Origin of the sequence: Tibeticola sediminis, from assembly GCF_003843835.1 — a bacterium.
Lineage (GTDB): Bacteria > Pseudomonadota > Gammaproteobacteria > Burkholderiales > Burkholderiaceae_C > Tibeticola > Tibeticola sediminis.
Genome location: NZ_RKQL01000001.1, coordinates 976578 through 995371, shown reverse-complemented (window position 1 = coordinate 995371; position 18794 = coordinate 976578). Strand labels below are relative to the sequence as shown.

Here is an 18794-nt window from a genome sequence, read left to right as displayed (position 1 = left end):
GTATCTTCCTCATTCTATGAAACGACGCTCTTTTCTGGGCTGGGCGCTGGGCCCGGCCGTCTTGTCCGGTGCCGGATGGGCGGGCTCGCTGGGCTCCGCAGGCCCCGGCGCGCCGAGCGGCCTGCTCGACCACACCCTACCCAATGGCCTGCGGGTTTGGGTTTCGCCGGACCGCCGCGCGCCCACGGCCGTGCACATGCTTTGGGTGCGCGTGGGCTCGATCGATGAGGTCGATGGCACGAGCGGCATCGCGCATGTGCTCGAACACATGATGTTCAAGGGCACGACGCGCATGGGGCCGGGTGAGTTCTCGCGCCGGGTGGCCGCGATGGGTGGGCGTGAGAACGCTTTCACCTCCTACGACTACACGGCGTATTACCAGCAGATTCCGGCGCGGCATGTGGCCGATGCGATGGCGCTCGAGGCCGAGCGTTTTGCCCACAACGCCTGGAGTGACGACGAGTTCCGCCGCGAAATCGAGGTGGTCAAGGAAGAGCGACGCCTGCGCACCGAGGACAACCCGCAGGCTTTGCTGTCCGAGGCTCTGCATGCCACGGCGTTCGTGGCCTCGCCCTACCACCGCCCGGTGATCGGCTGGATGGACGATTTGGATGCGATGACGGCCGACGACGTGCGCGGCTTCTGGCGGCAGTGGTATGTGCCTGCCAACGCAGCGCTGGTCGTGGTCGGTGACGTGGACCCGGCAAAGGTGCTCGCCGATGCCGAGCGGCACTATGGCCCTTTGATCGCACGTCCGGTGCCCGCGCGCAAGCCGCGGCGCGAACCCGAGCAGCGCGGCCCGCGGCGCGTGGTCGTCAAAGCGGTGGCCGAGCAGGCGGCGGTGGCCATGGCGTTCAAGGTGCCGCGGCTGTCGGCTTTCGACGACAGCGCTGAAGCGCGCGATGCCGTTGCCCTCACGGTGCTGGCCGCCGTGCTTGACGGCTATGCAGGCGCGCGGCTCGAACGAACGCTCACTCAAGGGCCCGACCGGCTGGCCGACCGCGTGGGCGCAAGCAACGGCCTCATGGGGCGCGGGCCGCAGCTCTTTGTGCTCGAGGGCATTCCTGCCGCGGGCAAGACGAGCGAGCAGCTCGAAGCGGCGCTTTTGGCGCAGGTTCGGCGCGTCGCCGAAGAGGGAGTCAGCGAGGCAGAGCTCGCCCGCGTGAAGACCCAATGGGTCGCGGCCGAGGTCTACAAGCGCGACCAGCTCATGAACCAAGCCAGCGAACTCGGTCGAGCCTGGGCCCTCGGCTTGCCGGCCGATGCGTCGGTCCGCCTCATCGAGCGCCTGCGGGCGGTCAGCGCCCAGCAGGTGCGCGAGGTCGCCGCGCGTTACTTTGGCGAGGATGGCCAAACGACGGCGGTGCTGGTGCCCCAGCGCGGCACGCCCCGCCCCCGGCCCGCGGTGCCGATGGGCCGTCATTGAGCGGCGGATGACGAGCAATCGATGACTATGAAAAAAAGAGCACTACCTTGCCTATTCACGCTGGCAATCGGCCTATTTCTTTCAAAAATGGCGGTCGCGGGCCTGCCGGTGGAGCGCTGGACGCTGCCCACCGGGGCGCGGGTGTCGCTGGTGCAAAGCCCCGCCATCCCCATGGTCGATGTACGCCTGGACTTCGACGCGGGCAGCCGCCGCGACCCGGCGCCGCAGGCGGGTCTGGCGCAAGGCGTCGCCCTCATGCTGGCCAAGGGCGTGGCGGCGCGTGGCGACGCGCCGGCGCTCGATGAAAACCAGCTCGGCGAGGCCTGGGCCGATTTGGGCGCGAGCCTCGACGCGCAGGTCGAGCCCGACCGGCTGAGCCTCACGCTGCGCTCGCTGACCGAGCCCGATCTGCTCGCGCGCGCCGCGGCCTTGGCGGCGCGGCAGATCGCCGAGCCCGCGTTCGACCCCGCTGTCTGGGCGCGCGAGCGTGCGCGCTACTCGGCCGATCTGCGCGAAGCCGCCACCCGTCCGGCCACCGTGACCGATCAGCAGTTCATGCCCGCCATCTATGGCCGACATCCCTATGGCCAGTTCCCCACGCCCGAGACGCTCGCGCGCATCGAGGCGGCCGACCTGCGCGCGGCACATGCGCGCGGCTTTGCGCCCTGCCACGCGCGCATCAGCATCGTGGGCGCGCTCGACCGGCCCGCGGCGGAACGCCTGGTGCAGCAACTGCTCGCGCGGCTCGATGCCCGCAGCTGCCCGAGCTTGCCCGAGTTGCCGGCGGTCGAGCCGCTGACCGCCGCGCGCGAAATCGCCGTGCCTTTCGGTTCGGCGCAGGCGCATGTGCGCGTCGGCCAGCCCGGCATCGCGCGCAGCGACCCCGACTACTTCCCGCTGCTGGTGGGCAACTACATCCTGGGCGGCGGCGGTTTCGTCTCGCGGCTGATGGAGGAGGTGCGGCAAAAGCGCGGCCTGAGCTACAGCGTTTACAGCTACTTCCAGCCCTTGCGCCAGAGCGGCCCCTTCGTCATTGGCCTGCAAACCCGGCCCGACCAGGCCGCGCAGGCGGTCGGAGTCGTGCGCCAGGTGGTGGCGGACTTCGTCGCCAAGGGCCCCACGGCGGAAGAACTCGAGGCCGCGCAGCGCGCGCTGATCGCGGGCTTTCCGTTGCGGATCGACAGCAACCGCAAGCTGCTCGACAACATCGCCGCCATGGCCTGGTACGACCTGCCGGCGGACTACCTCGACACCTGGACCGAGCGCGTGCAGGCGGTCACGCTGGAGCAGATCCGCTCGGCGGTGGCGCGTGTGCTCAAGCCCCAGGCCATGGTGACCGTCGTCGTGGGCGGCACCGAGCGCTGAGACCCTACGGGACGAAGCAGGCCGCCCTTGGCTGGGCGCTGCGGCATGCGAGGGGCTTGTTCAGCGTTGCCCGACTTCAGCGTTGCTTGAATTCAACGGGCGAGCGCCAGCCGCAGCCCGAGCGCGATGAACACCATGCCCGCGATCCGGTCGAGCCAGCGGCCCGCGCGGGGCCGACGCTGCAGCCAGCGGCCGATGCTGCCCGCAAACCAGCCGAGCGCGCCGAAGATCAGCGCCGCTTGCAGCGTGAACACGAGGCCCAGCGCCGCCATCTGCAGCGCCACTTGTCCATGGCCGGGAACGACGAACTGGGGCAGGAAGGACAGGAAGAACAGCGCCACCTTGGGGTTGATGGCATTGGCCAGCACGCCACGCGCAAAGGCGCGCCCGGGTGAGGACAGCGCCTCGCTGCCGACGGCGGGCAGGGCCGTGCTGCCCGCGCTGCGCAGCGCACCGATGCCCAGCCACACCAAGTAGCCGCCGCCCAGAAGCCGCAGCAGCGTGAAGGCCAGCGGCGACGCGGCCAGGGCCGCCGAGACGCCCAAGGCGGCCAGCAGCGTGTGGCTCAGGCAGCCCGCGGCGCAGCCCAGCCCGAACGCCACCCCCTGCGCGCGGCCGCGCGAAGCGCCCAAACTCAGCACCATGAGGTTGTCCGGCCCCGGGGTGAGGGTCAGCACGACGGCGGCAGCGAGAAACGGCAGCAGTTGGTCCAGGGTCAGCATGGTGTGGAAGCGGCGGGTCGAGGACGAGTCGATGGAGCGGCGGCATCAGGAAAGCAGCGCACGCGGTAGCGCCGCCAGCCCCTGCGCGAGCAGCGGCGCGAGCGGAACGGCATTGGTCTCATGAGGAACGCTGTCGCTGCTCCAGACGCGGCCCACGCCCGCGGCGCGCAAGAGCGCGAGCGCATCGCCCGCGAACAGCGCATGCGTGACGGCCACGTCCACCGAGGCGGCGCCGGCCGCATGCAGGCCCCGCGCGGCCTCGGCCAAAGTGTGGCCCGTGCTGGCCACGTCGTCGATCAACACCACGGCCGCACCGGCGAAGTTCACCCCCTCGGGCAGCGTCACCTCGACCCGGCGGTCACCGTGGCGGCGCTTGCCACAGACCGCCCAACGCAGCCCGTGGCGCGCGGCGGCCTGTGCCACCCATTGCTCGGACTCGGCATCGGGCCCCACCAGCCAGGCATGCGGCCGATACGCGACGACGCAGTCGGCCAGCAAGGGCGCGGCCGACAGCGCGAGCGCACGCTCCTCGGGCAGGGGGATGGCTTCGGCCAGGGTGTGGACACGATGCAGGTGCGGGTCCACCGTGAGGACGGCGTCGAACAAGCCCGCGAGAAAACCGCCGACGATGCGTTGGCTGACCGCTTCGCCCGGCGTGAACGCGATGTCTTGCCGCATGTAGGCAAGGTAGGGCGCGACCAGCGTGAGCGCGCGCACGCCCAGGCTGCGCGCGGTCTGCGCGGCCAGCAGCAGTTCGACCAGCTTTTCGTTGGGCTGCGCGAGGCTGCGCAGCAGCACCACCTGCTGAGGCAGCGGCGCGCGTTCGAGCGGCAGCCGCACTTTGATTTCACCATCGGGGAAACGGTGGCGTTCGATGCAGCGGGCTTCGAGCCCGGTGGCGGCGGCCAGCCGCGCGGCGCTCGCGGCTTCGTCGTCGAAATGCAGCAGGCAAGCGTCCATCAAAACTCCACGAAGACATGCGGCACCGCGCTGGCGCTGCCGATTTGGTAGCCGCCGTCGCGCTCGGCCGCCTGGCGGGCGAAGGCGAGGTCGGCCGCGTAGCCCGCATAGACCCGGTAGAGCAGGTCGCCGCGGCGCACCGGCTCGCCGAGCTTGACGGCCAGGTCCACACCGGCGCCGGCGACCTTCGGCGCGCCGGCCAGCCGCGCGATGCGCGCAATGTGCAGATTGTCGATGCCGGTGACCACGCCGTCGGCCGCGGCGCGCACCTCGAACTGCAGCGCACCGAGCGGCGGATGCTCGGGGTCGAAAGGCTTGCGGCCCTGGGCTTCGATGATGGCTTGCATGCGCGCGAGCGCCCGGCCCGAGTCGAGGATGTCGCGCGCAATCGCAAAGCCGTCGCCGCCGCGCACGTCGGGGTCGCACTCGATCAGCCGCCCGGCGAGCCGCAGGGCCTTCTGGCGCAGATCGTTCGGGGCGCGCGGGTCGTTTTCGAGCACGCGCATCACGTCGCGCGCTTCGAGCACCGGGCCAATGCCATAGCCCACGGGCTGGCGACCATCGGTGATGACCACCTCGAGCGACAAGCGCAGCCGGTCGGCGACGTACTCGAACAGCCGGCGCAGGCGCTGCGCCTCGGGCATGGAGCGCACCTTGGCGGTCGGGCCGATCGGGATGTCGAGCACGAGATGGGTCGATCCCGCGGCGAGTTTCTTCGACAGGATCGAAGCCACCATCTGCCCGGGCGAGTCGAGCGAGAGCGGCCGCTCGACCGAGATCAGCACATCGTCGGCCGGCGACAGCTCGGCCGTGCCGCCCCAGGCCAGGCAGCCGCGGTGTTCGCGCACGATTTCCGCCAACCGCTCGAAGGGCAGCGCCACCTCGGCGAGCACCTCCATGGTGTCGGCCGTGCCCGCGGGTGAGGTGATCGCGCGCGAGGAGGTCTTGGGGCACAGCAGCCCGTGCGCGGCGACGATGGGCACCACCAGCATCGACGTGCGGTTGCCCGGAATGCCGCCGATGCAGTGCTTGTCGACCACCAGCGGTTCGCGCCAATCGAGCCGGCGACCGGCGTGCACCATGGCCTCGGTGAGGAAATACACCTCCTCGCGGTCGAGCTCGCCGCGGTTGCAGGCCACCACGAAGGCAGTGAGCTCGATCTTGGAATAGCGGTGCGCGGCGATGTCGGCGACGATGCGCTCGAAGGCCTCGCGGTCGAGCCGCTCGCCGTTGATCTTCCGGTGCAGCGCGGCGATCGACGCCGGCGGCTCGGCCTGCTGGATGGTCGCCGCATGGCCGTCCTCGAGGCCGAGCTGCGCGAACGCATCCTCGGACAGGCCCAACTCCTCGCAGCTCACGATGCTCGCATCGTCGACCACGTTGACGCTGGCCAGGATGCGCCGCCCGTTCGCGCGCACCTCCACCTTGGAGAGCGCCTGAAACCCCTCGGCCCGGTAGACCGCACAGTCGCGGTGCAAATAGGCCACGTTCTCCTTCCAGGTGTCGATCGCCACGCGCTTGACGGCGAGCGCCTGCGCGGCGCGCGGGGGCGCCTCGGTTGGGGTCTCGGGACTGGCGATGACGGTCGGGGCGGATGAAACGGAAACGTCGGGCATGTCGCGCAGGAGGCCGCTCGGCCTGGAGTAAGCTCGGGTGCCATTCTGCCTTCAACCCAGATTGTTCATTAGGACGCACGAAGATGGCGCGGTGATTTGCGAGTGGATTGGCGCACGGGAGAGGAGCCAATAGCCGAGGCTATTGGCGACGAGCACGGGCGCGAAGACGCCGCAAAGCGACCGCCAGGGCGTGCGTAGGCCCGCAGGGCCGCCTAATGGACAATCTGGGTTCAAGAGGCCACGCTGAAACCATCCCTCGCGCACCGCGCATCCCGGCTGCGGGTACGCGCCACCGCGGGAACGGATGCAGCGTTGCCGGAACGCTGTTGCATCTCGCCTCCGAATGCCTGCCACGACGCTCTCTGCTGACCGCCTGCGCCTGCGCGTCGATCCCGCCGCGCTGGGCTTTGCCGACACGCGCGCACTCGAGGGCGAGCCCCTGCCTTGGATCGGGCAGGAGCGCGCCTACACAGCCGCCCGACTGGGCCTCACGCTGCCTCAGCCTGGTTACAACCTCTTCGTGCTCGGCGAGGTCGGCAGCGGCCGCAGCTCGCTGTTGCGCGCCCTCATGCTCGAGCAGGCGCGGGGCCGCCCGGTTCCGCCCGACCTGTGTTACGTGCACCACTTCGAGACGCCCGAGCGTCCCCTGGCCGTGCGCTTGCCCGCCGGCGGTGGGCGCGCGCTGCGGCAGAGGCTTGCGGCCTTCGTCGACGAGTTGCGCTCCGAGCTGCCCAAGCGGCTCTCCAGCCCGGCATTTCGCGAGCGGAGCGAGGCGCTCGAAAAGGAACATGCGGCCCGCGAGGCCGCGGCCTGGGATGCGCTGGTCGCTTTTGCCGAGGCGCGTCATTTCGCTCTGCGGCGCGAGGAAGGCCGCATGATCTTCACCTGGCGCGACGAGCAGGGTGCTCCGATTTCCGAGGCCCAGCTCGCGGCGATGCCGCGCGAGCGCCGCTCCGAAATCGACCGTGCCGAGCAGGAGTTGCGCGTACAGATCAACCGTTTCGTCGACGAGAGCAACGCGCTCGAGCGCGAACTCGAGCGGGCCTTGGGCGCTTTGCGCCGGGAGGTCGCTCGTCCCTGGCTCCAACAAGCGATGGCCGAGTTGCGCTCGGCCATCGACCCGGCTGCGGCCGACGCAGCCAAGATCGCGCGCTGGATCGATGCGCTGCAAGCCGACGTGCTCGACCATGTCGATGTGTTCTCCGCCCCGGCCGCCGATGAGGACGAAGACGCCGAGCGCGCCGAGGCGCTCGAAGGGGTGGTCGCGCGCTACCGCGTCAACGTCGTGGTCGACAACTCCGGCCTCGAAGGCGCGCCCGTCATCGAGGAAAACAACCCGCTGTTTCGGCTGCTGTTCGGCAGCATCGAATACCAGTCCGAAGACGATGTGCTCGTCACCGACTTCTCACGCATCCGCGCCGGCAGTCTGCTGCGCGCCCACGGCGGCTTTTTGATGCTGCATCTGCGCGACCTGCTCGCCGACCCGCTGGTGTGGGAAAAACTGCGCCGCTTCCTGCGCAGCGCGCGGCTGCAGATCGAAGAGCCGGGCACGGCGTATGCGCCGCTGGCGGCGGTGTCGCTCGAACCCGAGGCGGTCGACGTGGATGTCAAGATCGTGCTCATCGGCACGGTCGAGAGCTATTACGAGCTGCAGGAAGCCGACCCCGAATTCGCGCGGCACTTTCGCATCAAGGTCGATTTCGCCGAGCAGTTCCGCGCCAGCGCCGAAACCTGGCATGCCAGCGCGGTGTTCGTCGCGCAATGCTGCGCACGGCTCGCGCTGCCGCCTTTCGACGCCGGCGCGGTCGCGCGGCTGCTCGAAGACATGCACCGCCAGGCCGACGATCAAACCCGCCAAAGCGCCATCTTCGCGCACACCGAGGCGCTCGTCATCGAAAGCGCGGCGCTGGCGCAGCAGCGCGGCGCCGCGTGCGTGGCGGCCGCCGACGTCGCCGAGGCCTTGCGCGCGCGCAGCCGCCGGCACGATTACCTGGCCGACCGCCAGCGCGAAGCCATCGCCGAGGGCGAGCGGCTCATCGCGACCCGAGGCGGCTTGCTCGGCCGGATCAACGGACTCACGCAGATCGACCTCGGTGACACGCGCTTTGGCCTGCCGGTGCGCGTGAGCGCGCGCTGCTGGCCCGGGCGCGAGGGCATCATCGACCTCGCGCGCGAAGTCGAGCTCTCCGGGCCCATCCATGCCAAGGGGGTTCTGATCCTCAAGGGCTTTCTGTCGGCGCTGTTTGCCGACGCTGCGCCGCTGGCGCTGGCCGCATCGCTGGCGTTCGAGCAGGAATACGACGGCATCGAGGGCGACTCGGCCTCGTGCGCCGAATTGTTCGCGCTGCTCTCGGCGCTCTCGGGTCTGCCGCTGGCCCAGGGCTTGGCCGTCACCGGCGCGCTCGACCAGCACGGCGAGGTGCTGCCCGTGGGCGGCATCAACGAAAAAATCGAAGGTTGGTTCGATGTGTGCGCCGAAGCCGGCCTCGATGGCAGCCAGGGCGTGCTGATTCCGGCGCGCAACCAGCGCCATCTGATGCTGGCCGACCGCGTGGTCGAGGCCGTGGCCGCGGGGCGCTTTCGCGTGCTGACCTTCGCCCACGTCAGCGAAGGCATCGAGGTGCTGACCGGCACGCCGGCCGGATTCGACGCCGCCGAAGCCCGGGGCGGTGAAGACACCGTCTATGGCCGCGCGCTGCAGACGCTGCGCAGCTATCGCCGCGCCTGGCGTGGCTGGGGGCGCTGACCGTGGCCACCACACGTCGCCCCCAGAGCCCGCCGGCGCCCACGCCAGCGCGCGCGGCGCCGCCGCATGAAATCCGCATCATCGGCGGGCAGTGGAAACGCACGCGCATCGCTGTGCCCGAGCGGCCGGGCCTGCGTCCCACGCCCGACCGGGTGCGTGAGACTTTGTTCAACTGGCTCGGCCAGGATTTGTCCGGTTGGCGCTGCCTCGATGCGTTTGCGGGCACGGGCGCGCTCGGCTTCGAGGCGGCCTCGCGCGGCGCGCGCGAAGTGCGGCTGGTCGAGCGGGATGCGGGCCTGGTCGAGCGCTTGGCCGCGCTTCAGGCGCGCCTGGGCGCCGAGGCGGTGCGCATCGAGCGCGGCGACGGCGTCGCCGCGCTGCGCTCGGCGGCGCCGGCCAGCCTCGACCTCGTCCTGCTCGACCCCCCGTTCGATGCCCAGGCGCTGTATGCTGCGGCGCTGCCCGCGGCGGCCGCGGCGCTCAAACGGGGCGCGTACCTCTACCTCGAGGCGCCCCGCGCTTGGGACGCGGCGGCGCTGGCCGCGCTGGGCCTTGCGCTGCACCGTCACCTCAAGGCCGGCGCGGTGCATGCGCATTTGCTGGTGCGCACCGAATCCCACGAACCTCTGCCCGCTTCTGGAGCACGCCCATGAGCATCGATGTCCTCGCCGTCTACCCCGGCACCTTCGACCCCATCACGCTCGGCCACGAAGACGTGATCCGCCGTGCTTGCCAACTGTTCGACCGCGTCATCGTCGGCGTGGCGGCCGGCCACCACAAGAAAACGCTGTTCTCACTGCCCGAGCGCATCGAGATGGTGCGCGAGGCGGTTCAAGCCTACCCGCAGGTCAGCGTCGAATCCTTCGACGGGCTGGTGCGCGATTTCGTCGTCGCGCGAGGCGGCAAAGCCATGGTGCGCGGCCTGCGCGCCGTGACCGATTTCGACTACGAGTTTCAGTTGGCGGGCATGAACCGCGCGCTCATGCCCGATGTCGAAACCGTGTTCCTCACCCCGGGCGACCGCTTCCAGTTCATCAGCTCCACCTTCGTGCGCGAAATCGCGCTGCTGGGCGGCGAGGTCGACAAATTCGTCTCGAGCCATGTGCTGCTGCGCCTCAAGGCGAAGGCACACGCATTGCCAGGCGCAGCTCCTGCCTCGGGAAATTCCTAAAACAAGAGCAAAAAGTCGGCGAAAGACGCGGGCTGCCCGGCAAAAACGCGGGAATTTTCAGCCTTGCCTTTCAGCCGCATTTCAAATCCGGTGCGCGACGGTCGTCATCACGCGCGCGGCGAGCCGCATCAGGGCCGGGATCGGCGCGGGCAGCTCGGCGGCGCCTGCGGCGCGTGCGGCCTCGGCGTGACGCGCTTCGTCGGCCATCATCTGCGCCACGATGGCGCGCGACGCCGCGTCGGTCTCCGGGATGCGCTCCAAGTGCCCGGCCAGATGGGCTTCGACCTGGCGCTCGGTCTCCACGACGAAACCTAAGCTTGCGCGGTCGCCGCCGATGGCCCCGGCCGCAAGCCCAATGGCAAACGCGCCCCCATACCAAAAGGGGTTGAGCCACGAAGGGTGCGTGCCCAGCGCCTCGATGCGCTCGCGCGTCCAGGCCAGGTGGTCGGTCTCCTCCCGCGCCGCGTGCAGAAAATGCGCGCGCAGCGCAGCGTTGCGCGTGGCAAGCGCCTGCGCCGTGTACAGCGCCTGGGCGCAGACCTCGCCCACATGGTTCACGCGCATCAGCGCCCCGGTTTCGCGCCGCACCGGCTCGGGCAGGGCGGAATCGGCCGCTGGCGCGTCGTCACCGGGCGCGCCGGGTTCTGCAGGCCGCGGCGTGGGCCGGGTGGCGCGCGGCGGCGCGGCCAGCGTGCGCAAGGCGGTGTCTAAGGCGGTGATCCAGGCGTCCAGGGGACGGGGTTCGAGCGGGCGGGGCGGGGCAAGGTTCATGGCGTCTACATTCTTCCACAGCCTCGGTCATCGATGCTGAGCCGGGTATTGATCCGCACTGTTGCAAATGGGCAACGGATGCGGGCCCGAACGCATCATTTTCTTTGCCTAAGCCGCCCGGCTCTGGTGCAATAGACCCAACTTCCGAAAAGGAGGTTGGCCCGGTCGAAGGGCGTGCGCTCATGACCCCCTGCATGGGCGCTGCGTTTGTCACCGGCGCCCTCTGTTCAACCTTGGAGAAACCTGCAATGAAAAAGACCCTGATTGCCCTGGCTGCCCTGGCTGCCGCCGGCGCCTCTTTCGCCCAGTCCTCCGTCACCCTGTACGGCGTCGCCGACATGGCCGTCGGCAAGACCAACAAGGCTGGTCTCGGCCTCGCCAATGACAAGTTCCAGGCCATCGCTTCGAACACCCTGAACAACGGCACCTCGCGCTTCGGCTTCAAGGGCGTGGAAGACCTCGGTGGCGGCCTCAAGGCGGGCTTCAACTTCGAAGGCGGTCTGTCGCTGGCCGACGGCTCCGGCAATAAGAGCGGCGGTCAGCTGTTCTCCCGTGCCGCCAACATGTCCCTGATGGGCGGTTTCGGTGAAATCCGTGGCGGCCGCACGCTGACCACCTCCTTTTACAGCATCGCTTCCTGGGAACTGACCGGTACCGCCAACTACTCCGTGGTGGCCAACCAGTTCGGTTTCGCTGGTGCCGGTCCCCGTGACAGCGGCGTCGTGATGTACAACTCGCCCAATTTCTCGGGCTTCAGCTTCAGCGCCAGCACCATCCTCAAGGGTAACGCTGTGTATGGCACCGCTGCTGACCCCAAGGGCAAGTATGACCTGTCCGCCACCTACGCCAACGGCCCGATCGTTGCCTCCTTCGCCTACAACAAAGTGCAAGACGGCAACAAAGGCTATGCGCTGGGCGGCAAGTACAACTTCGGCCCCGCTGCCGTCGCTGCCTCGATCCAGAAGTCGCAAACCAACAGCGGCACCATTCTCGCCAAGGGTTACACCCTGGGCGTGAGCGGCAACGTCGGCGCCGTCGGCCTGACCTTCGACTACGCGCGCGACTCCGAGTACAAGGACAGCGACTACCTGCTCGAAGCCAAGTACCCCCTGTCCAAGCGCACCTTCGCCTATGCCGTCTACATGCGCGACGGCAAGGGCAAGCAACCTGAAGCCGTCAACGGCTATTCCCTCGGCCTGCGCCACAACTTCTGATCGTGCAGCAGCCGTTGGGCTGCTTGTGTGATCGGTTCCCAAAAGCCGCCTTCGGGCGGCTTTTTTGTGGGCGGATGGGCAGCCTTGCCCTGATTCAGCGTTGCCCAAGGGCCGACACCGCGCGAAAACCCCTAAGCCGGCACGCGGCTTGCTCTGCTAGGCTCGTCACAACGCTGTTCCGGACGTTTGCCGACCCGACCGCCGCATGCTTGCCTTCATCCTGCGCCGCCTGATCCAGGCCTTGATCGTCATGGTCTCGGTGGCGTTCATTGCGTTTTTGCTTTTTCAGTACGTGGGCGACCCCGTGGTCTTCCTCCTGGGGCAGGACGCTACGCCGGAGCAGATCCGCGCCTTGCGCGCCGATTTGGGGCTGGACCGTCCTTTTTTCGTGCAGTTTTGGCATTTCCTGCTCAACGCGGTGCAGGGTGAGTTTGGCTTGAGTCTGCGCCAGGGTGCCAAGGTCTCGCGCTTGATCGCCGAGCGCTTCCCGGCCACGATGGAATTGGCCCTGGTGGCCGCGACGCTCGCGGTTTTGATCGGCATCCCCATGGGCGTGGTGGCGGCGCTGCGGCGGGGTTCGTGGCTCGCGCAGACGCTCATGACGCTGTCTTTGCTGGGGGTGTCGCTGCCGACGTTTTTGATCGGCATTTTGTTGATTTTGGTCTTTTCGGTCACGCTCGACTGGCTGCCGAGCTTTGGCCGCGGCGACACCGTGTCCCTCGGCTGGTGGAGCAGCGGGCTGCTCACGCGCGACGGCTGGGCCCATTTGATCTTGCCCGCCACCACGCTTGCGATTTTCCAGCTCACACTCATCATGCGGCTCGTGCGCGCCGAAATGCTCGAGGTGCTGCGCACCGACTACATCAAGTTTGCCCGCGCGCGCGGCTTGTCTGACCGCGCCATCCATTTCGGCCACGCGCTCAAAAACACGCTGGTGCCCGTGCTGACCATCACCGGGCTGCAGCTCGGTGGCCTGATTGCGTTTGCCATCATCACCGAAACCGTGTTCCAGTGGCCGGGCATGGGCTTGCTGTTCATTCAAGCCGTGGGCTTTGCCGACATTCCGGTCATGGCCGCGTATCTGTGCCTGATCGCCCTGATCTTCGTCGTCATCAACCTGATCGTCGACCTGCTCTATTTCGCGGTGGACCCGCGCCTGCGCAGCGATGGCGGCCGCGCGCACTGAAAACCGGTCTCCAGAACCTGTCGCAACCCATTTTTCACTGCTCACAAGGAGCCAGACCATGAAGTTCAAGCGCCACCTCGTCTCTGCAGCCCTCGTCGCGGGCTTTGGATGTTTCGCCCTTGGCGCGCAGGCCGTGACCTTGCGTGTGGCCAACCAGGGCGACGCCTTGGGGATGGACCCGCATTCGCTCAACGAGTCGCTGCAGCTCTCGGTGCTGGGCAATGTGTATGAGCCGCTGGTCACGCGCGGACGCGACTACAAGCTCACGCCGGCGCTGGCCACTGAATGGACGCAGACTTCGCCCACCACCTGGCGCTTCAAGCTGCGCAAAGGCGTGACCTTTCATGACGGCACGCCGTTCACCGCCGACGACGTGATCTTCAGCTACGAGCGCGCCAAGGGCGAGGGCTCGGACATGAAGAGCTACGTTGGCCAGATCAAGGAGGTCAAGCGCATCGACGACCACACGGTGGATTTCGTGCTGAACGCCCCTTTCCCCATCTTGCCCGAGCTGTTCACGCAGTGGCACATGATGAGCAAGAAGTGGTGTGAAACCAATCAGGCCACTCGCCCCGTGGACCGTCGCAAAGGCATCGAGAACGCGGCTTCGTTCCGGGCCAACGGCACCGGCCCCTACCGCCTGCGCGAGCGCCAGCCCGGTGTGCGCACCAGCTTCGTGCGCAACGGCAATTACTGGGGCATGATCGACGGCAATGTGGACGAGGTGATCTTCACCCCCATCGGCAATGATGCTACCCGCGTCGCCGCGCTGCTCTCGGGCGAGGTGGACGTGATGGAGCCCGTGCCGGTGCAGGATGTGGACCGCGTGAAGAACAACCCCAAGCTCAAGGTACTGCAAGGGCCGGAGCTGCGGGTGATCTTCCTCGGCATGGACCAAAAGCGCGACGAGCTGTTGTTCTCCAACGTCAAGGGCAAAAACCCGTTCAAGGACAAGCGCGTGCGTCAGGCCTTCTACCAGGCCATCGACATCGAGGGCATCAAAACCCGCGTGATGCGTGGTGCGGCCACGCCGCGCGCCACACTGTTGGCACCGCAAATCCGCGGCTACGCACCAGACCTCGAAAAACGCCTGCCCTACGATGTCGAAGCGGCCAAGAAGCTCATGGCCGAGGCCGGCTACCCCAATGGCTTCGAGGTCAAGATGAACTGCCCGAACGACCGCTACGTCAACGACAGCGCGATCTGCCAGGCGGTGGCGGCCAACCTGGCCAAGATCAACGTGAAGATCAACCTGGAGGCCGAAACCAAGGCCACCTACTTCCCCAAGATTCTCAGCCGCAACACCAGCTTCTACATGCTGGGCTGGACGCCGAGTACGGTTGATGCGCACAACGTGCTCTACCCCATCATGTCCACGCCCGGGGAGGGCGGGCGCGGCCAGTTCAACCTCGGCAGCTACAGCAATGCCCGGGTGGACGAACTGACTGCCAAGGTGGCGTCCGAGACCGACGACAAGAAGCGCAACGAGATGATTCACGAAGCGCTCAAGATCCACCAGGACGAGATCGGCCACATCCCGCTGCACCAGCAGGCGCTGAACTGGGGCGCGAAGAAGAACGTTGAACTCGTGCAGTGGCCGGACAACGGCATGCCCTGGAAATACGTGGTCGTAAAGCCGTAACCGTCCGCTATGGCCGAGACTTCTTCGACGCCCGCCGCCGCAGGCGTGGCGCGTTGGCTCGACAGCGACCTCGTCCACAGTTTCCGCACCTCGCCGGTGGCGGTGGGCGCGGCGCTGATCGCTTTCGTCTGCCTGTTCTGCGCTGCCTTTGCGCCTTGGGTGGCGCCGCACAACCCCTTCGACCTCAGCACGCTCGAACTCAGCGACGCGCGCCTGCCGCCAGCCTGGAGCGAACAAGGCTCGCGCAAGTACCTGCTGGGCACGGACGATCAAGGGCGCGACATCCTCTCGGCCGTGATCTTCGGCGCGCGCATTTCGCTGGTCGTGGGACTGGCCTCGGTGGCGCTCTCGGTGCTCGTGGGCGTGACGCTGGGCTTGGTGGCCGGGTTTCGCGGCGGCTGGGTCGATGCCGCGCTGATGCGGCTGTGCGACGTGATGCTCTCGTTTCCGGCGATTCTGGTCGCACTGTTGATTGCGGGCGTGGGCCGCGCGCTGTTCCCGAACGCCAATGAGGGGCTGGCCTTTGGCGTGCTGATTTTGTCGATTTCACTGACCGGCTGGGTGCAGTACGCGCGCACGGTGCGCGGATCCACGCTGGTCGAACGCAACAAGGAATATGTGCAGGCCGCGCGCGTGACGGGTGTGGCGCCGCTGCGCATCATGCGCCGGCATGTGCTGCCCAATGTGATGGGCCCGGTGCTGGTGCTGGCCACCATCCAGGTGGCCACGGCCATCATCACCGAAGCCACCCTGTCCTTCCTCGGCGTGGGTTCGCCGCCCACGGCGCCTTCTCTGGGCACCTTGATCCGCATCGGCAACAACTACCTGTTCTCGGGCGAGTGGTGGATCACTGTGTTTCCGGGTGCGATGCTGGTGCTGATTGCGCTGTCAGTGAACCTGCTGGGCGACTGGCTGCGTGACGCGCTGAACCCGCGCCTGCGCTGATCCGAGGCCACATCAACTGCAGGCATGAGTCTTCTACAAGTCAAAGACCTGGTGGTCGAGTTCCCCGGGCGGCGCGGCACCTTGCGGGCGCTCGATGGCGTCTCCTTCGACATCGCGCCGGGTGAGGTGCTGTGCGTGGTGGGCGAGTCGGGAGCGGGCAAGTCGCTCACCGGTGCGGCGATCATCGGTTTGCTCGAACCCCCGGGGCGTATCGCCAGCGGGGAAATCCGGCTCGAGGGGGAACGCATCGACGGCCTGCCGCACGAGGCCATGCGGCACATCCGCGGCCGCAAGATCGGCGCGATCTTCCAGGACCCGCTGACCTCGCTGAACCCGCTCTACACCGTGGGCCGGCAACTCATCGAGACCATCCGCACCCACTTGAACGTGACGCCGGCGCAGGCCCGCGAGCGGGCCATCGCGCTGCTGCGCGACACCGGCATCTCGGCGCCGGAGCAGCGCATCGACCACTATCCGCACCAGTTCTCCGGCGGCATGCGCCAGCGGGTGGTGATTGCGCTGGCGTTGGCCGCAGAGCCCAAGCTCATCGTGGCCGACGAGCCGACGACAGCGCTCGACGTGTCGGTGCAGGCGCAGATCATCGCGCCGCTCAAGCGCGTGTGCGCCCAGCACGGGGCGGCCGTGATGCTCATCACCCACGACATGGGCGTGATTGCCGAAACCTGCGACCGCGTTGCGGTGATGTACGCCGGACGCGTGGCCGAGATCGGGCCGGTGCACCAGGTCATCAACCACCCCGCCCACCCGTACACCGCGGGGCTGATGGCGGCGATTCCCGATATGAGCGCGGACGTCGATCACCTCTACCAGATCGAGGGCAGCATGCCCCGGCTGGATGCGATTCCGCGCGGCTGCGCCTTCAACCCGCGCTGCCCGCGCGCGTTCGAGCGCTGCCGCAGCGAAAGGCCCGAGTTGCTGCTTGCCGGCGCCACCCAAGCCGCATGCTGGTTGCATGCCGATGCCGCCGAGGGGGTGCGCGCATGAGCACACGCGCCCAACAGGAGCAGCGCGTGACGCTGGTGCAGGCGAGCGACCTGGCCATGGATTTCGATGTGTCGGCGCCCTGGCTGAACCGCGTACTCGAGCGCAAGGGCCGGCAGGTCCTGCATGCGGTCGACGGCGTCAGCTTCGAGATCGCGCGCGGCGCCACGCTGGCGCTGGTGGGCGAATCCGGCTGCGGCAAGAGCACGGTGGCGCGGCTGCTCGTGGGGCTGTATGCGCCCACCCGCGGCACGGTGCAGTTCGACGGCATGGATGCGCATGCGGCCTTCCGCTCGGCCGACGCGCTGGCGTTTCGCCGCCGCATCCAGATGATTTTTCAGGACCCGTACGCCAGCCTGAACCCGCGCTGGACGGTGGAGCACATCGTCGCCGAGCCCTTGCTCGAGCACGGTCTGGCCACGGGCGCGCAGGCCTTGCGCGAGCGCGTGGCCGAACTGCTGGCCTCGGTGGGCCTGTCCGGGCGGGACATGGCGAAGTACCCACACCAGTTCTCGGGCGGTCAGCGCCAGCGCATCTCGATCGCGCGGGCGTTGGCCACGCATCCGGAGTTTCTGGTGTGCGACGAGCCCACCTCGGCGCTGGACGTGTCGGTGCAGGCCCAGGTGCTCAACCTGATGAAAGACCTGCAGCGCGAACGGGGGCTGACCTACCTGTTCATTTCGCACAACCTGGCCGTGGTTCGCCACATGAGCGACCGCATCGGTGTGATGTACCTCGGGCGGTTGGTGGAGCTGGCCGACAAGCGCACGCTGTTCGCGGCGCCGCGCCACCCCTACACGCGCATGCTGATCGACGCCATCCCGAAGCTGCGCGACACCGGCCGCGCCCGCACGCCGGTGCAGGGCGAGGTGCCCAACCCCTTGTCGCCGCCGCCGGGCTGCAGCTTTCACCCACGCTGCCCCTGGGCGAATGCGCGTTGCCGCAGCGAACGCCCGCAGCTGCAGACCTTGGCCGGGGTGCAGGTTGCCTGCCATGCGGTGGAGGAGGGGCGCGTCTGAGCCCGCAGTCTTCAGACGACCGTCAACGGCAATGCCGATAATGCGGCGCATGAACGCTCTCGATGCCTTGCGCCTATGGACCGTGGTCGTTGCCGACACGGGGGATTTCAACGACATCGCGGCCTACCGGCCGCAGGACGCGACCACCAACCCTACGCTCATCCTCAAGGCGGTGCAAAAGCCCGCCTATGCGCCTTTGCTCGCACAGGTACAGGCCGCGCACGGCGCCGCGCCGCTGGATGAGCGGGTGGACCGGCTGCTGGTGCGCTTTGGCTGCGAAATTCTCGATCGGGTGCCGGGTCGGGTGTCGACCGAGGTCGATGCGCGGCTGAGCTTCGATACCGAGGCGACGGTGGCGCGGGCGCGGCGGCTGGCGGCGTTGTATCGCGCCGAGGGCGTGGACACCGAGCGCCGCGTGCTCATCAAAATCGCCGCGACCTGGGAGGGCATCGAGGCCGCGCGCACGCTCGAACGCGAAGGCATCCACACCAACCTCACGCTGCTGTTTGCGTTTTGCCAGGCGGTGGCCTGCGCCGACGCCGGCGTTCGGCTGATCTCGCCCTTCGTGGGCCGCATTTACGACTGGTACAAAAAGGCTGCGGGCGCTTCCTGGGTCGAGGCCGAGCACGCCGGCGCGTACGACCCGGGCGTGCAGTCGGTGCGGCGGATCTGGAATTACTTTCGCCACCACGGCATCGCAACCGAGGTCATGGGAGCGAGCTTTCGCAACACGGGGCAAATTCTGGCCTTGGCCGGTTGCGAATTGCTCACCATCAGCCCGGAGCTGCTCGCGCAACTCGCGGCGAGCGACGCGCCGGTGGAGCGTGCGCTCGACCCGCAGGCGGCGCGCGCGATGGAGTTGCCCGAAGTGCATTACCGGGAGGCGGAATTTCGCTTCGCGCTCAACGAGGATGCGATGGCGACCGAAAAACTCGCCGAAGGCATCCGTGCCTTTTGCGTCGATGCGCGCAAACTCGACGCGCTGCTGGGTGCGGGAGGGTAAAGGCCG

General features: G+C 68.2%; 16 protein-coding genes. 12 read left to right on the top strand and 4 right to left on the bottom strand.

Annotated features, from left to right (window positions below; all coding sequences use genetic code 11):
* Window positions 1–16: 16 nt before the first annotated feature.
* Together EDC62_RS04590 and EDC62_RS04585 are read left to right on the top strand one after the other, a co-directional pair.
* Window positions 17–1426, top strand: a complete 1410-nt coding sequence (locus tag EDC62_RS04590) for a M16 family metallopeptidase (RefSeq protein ID WP_124220909.1) — start codon at window positions 17–19, stop codon at window positions 1424–1426.
* 21 nt (window positions 1427–1447) lie between these two features.
* On the top strand, window positions 1448–2791 hold the full coding sequence (locus tag EDC62_RS04585) for a M16 family metallopeptidase (RefSeq protein WP_124220907.1): 1344 nt from the start codon (window positions 1448–1450) through the stop codon (window positions 2789–2791).
* Window positions 2792–2883: 92 nt separating this feature from the next.
* Here EDC62_RS04585 and EDC62_RS04580 read toward each other — a convergent pair whose 3' ends face one another.
* Genes EDC62_RS04580 through EDC62_RS04570 form a run of 3 tightly spaced genes read right to left on the bottom strand, consistent with a single transcriptional unit; the run spans window position 2884 to window position 6089 of the window.
* On the bottom strand, window positions 2884–3513 hold the full coding sequence (locus tag EDC62_RS04580; RefSeq protein ID WP_124220905.1) for a LysE family translocator: 630 nt from the start codon (window positions 3511–3513) through the stop codon (window positions 2884–2886).
* 45 nt (window positions 3514–3558) lie between these two features.
* Window positions 3559–4473, bottom strand: coding sequence for a ribose-phosphate diphosphokinase (locus EDC62_RS04575; protein ID WP_124220903.1), 915 nt, complete (start codon window positions 4471–4473; stop codon window positions 3559–3561).
* The gene (locus EDC62_RS04570; RefSeq protein WP_124220901.1) at window positions 4473–6089 is read right to left on the bottom strand and encodes a thymidine phosphorylase family protein; all 1617 of its coding nucleotides are present in this window, start codon (window positions 6087–6089) and stop codon (window positions 4473–4475) included. The genes EDC62_RS04575 and EDC62_RS04570 overlap by 1 nt, the downstream gene beginning before the upstream one ends.
* A 343-nt stretch (window positions 6090–6432) precedes the next feature.
* On the opposite strand from EDC62_RS04570, the gene EDC62_RS04565 reads away from it, so the two are divergent.
* The 3 genes from EDC62_RS04565 to coaD are packed head-to-tail and all read left to right on the top strand — an operon-like array spanning window position 6433 to window position 10006.
* Window positions 6433–8835: a Lon protease family protein gene (locus tag EDC62_RS04565; RefSeq protein WP_124220899.1), complete on the top strand. Its 2403-nt coding sequence runs from the start codon at window positions 6433–6435 to the stop codon at window positions 8833–8835.
* A 2-nt stretch (window positions 8836–8837) separates the two neighbouring features.
* Window positions 8838–9488, top strand: a complete 651-nt coding sequence (gene rsmD / locus EDC62_RS04560) for a 16S rRNA (guanine(966)-N(2))-methyltransferase RsmD (protein WP_425469943.1) — start codon at window positions 8838–8840, stop codon at window positions 9486–9488.
* Window positions 9485–10006, top strand: a complete 522-nt coding sequence (gene coaD, locus EDC62_RS04555; protein ID WP_124220895.1) for a pantetheine-phosphate adenylyltransferase — start codon at window positions 9485–9487, stop codon at window positions 10004–10006. Before rsmD ends, coaD begins: the two co-directional genes overlap by 4 nt.
* 81 nt (window positions 10007–10087) lie before the next feature.
* Here the strand turns inward: coaD and coq7 are convergent, their stop codons facing one another.
* The gene (gene coq7, locus EDC62_RS04550; RefSeq protein ID WP_124220892.1) at window positions 10088–10777 is read right to left on the bottom strand and encodes a 2-polyprenyl-3-methyl-6-methoxy-1,4-benzoquinone monooxygenase; all 690 of its coding nucleotides are present in this window, start codon (window positions 10775–10777) and stop codon (window positions 10088–10090) included.
* Window positions 10778–11025: 248 nt separating this feature from the next.
* Here coq7 and EDC62_RS04545 point away from each other — a divergent pair, with 248 nt between their 5' ends.
* From EDC62_RS04545 to tal, 7 genes are all read left to right on the top strand, one after another.
* A complete protein-coding gene (locus EDC62_RS04545) occupies window positions 11026–11991 on the top strand; it encodes a porin (RefSeq protein WP_170159007.1) in 966 nt (321 codons plus the stop codon).
* Between the two features lie 205 nt (window positions 11992–12196).
* Complete coding sequence (locus EDC62_RS04540; RefSeq protein ID WP_124220888.1) at window positions 12197–13177, top strand: ABC transporter permease; 981 nt, start codon at window positions 12197–12199, stop codon at window positions 13175–13177.
* A 58-nt stretch (window positions 13178–13235) separates the two neighbouring features.
* The gene (locus tag EDC62_RS04535) at window positions 13236–14819 is read left to right on the top strand and encodes an ABC transporter substrate-binding protein (RefSeq protein ID WP_124220886.1); all 1584 of its coding nucleotides are present in this window, start codon (window positions 13236–13238) and stop codon (window positions 14817–14819) included.
* A 9-nt stretch (window positions 14820–14828) separates the two neighbouring features.
* A complete protein-coding gene (locus EDC62_RS04530) occupies window positions 14829–15764 on the top strand; it encodes an ABC transporter permease (RefSeq protein WP_124220884.1) in 936 nt (311 codons plus the stop codon).
* Between the two features lie 24 nt (window positions 15765–15788).
* Window positions 15789–16769 (top strand): ABC transporter ATP-binding protein, encoded by a 981-nt coding sequence (locus EDC62_RS04525; RefSeq protein ID WP_124220882.1) that lies wholly within the window; start codon window positions 15789–15791, stop codon window positions 16767–16769.
* Window positions 16766–17785, top strand: coding sequence for an ABC transporter ATP-binding protein (locus EDC62_RS04520; RefSeq protein ID WP_124220880.1), 1020 nt, complete (start codon window positions 16766–16768; stop codon window positions 17783–17785). Before EDC62_RS04525 ends, EDC62_RS04520 begins: the two co-directional genes overlap by 4 nt.
* A 49-nt stretch (window positions 17786–17834) precedes the next feature.
* The gene (gene tal / locus EDC62_RS04515) at window positions 17835–18788 is read left to right on the top strand and encodes a transaldolase (RefSeq protein ID WP_124220877.1); all 954 of its coding nucleotides are present in this window, start codon (window positions 17835–17837) and stop codon (window positions 18786–18788) included.
* Window positions 18789–18794 lie beyond the last annotated feature (6 nt).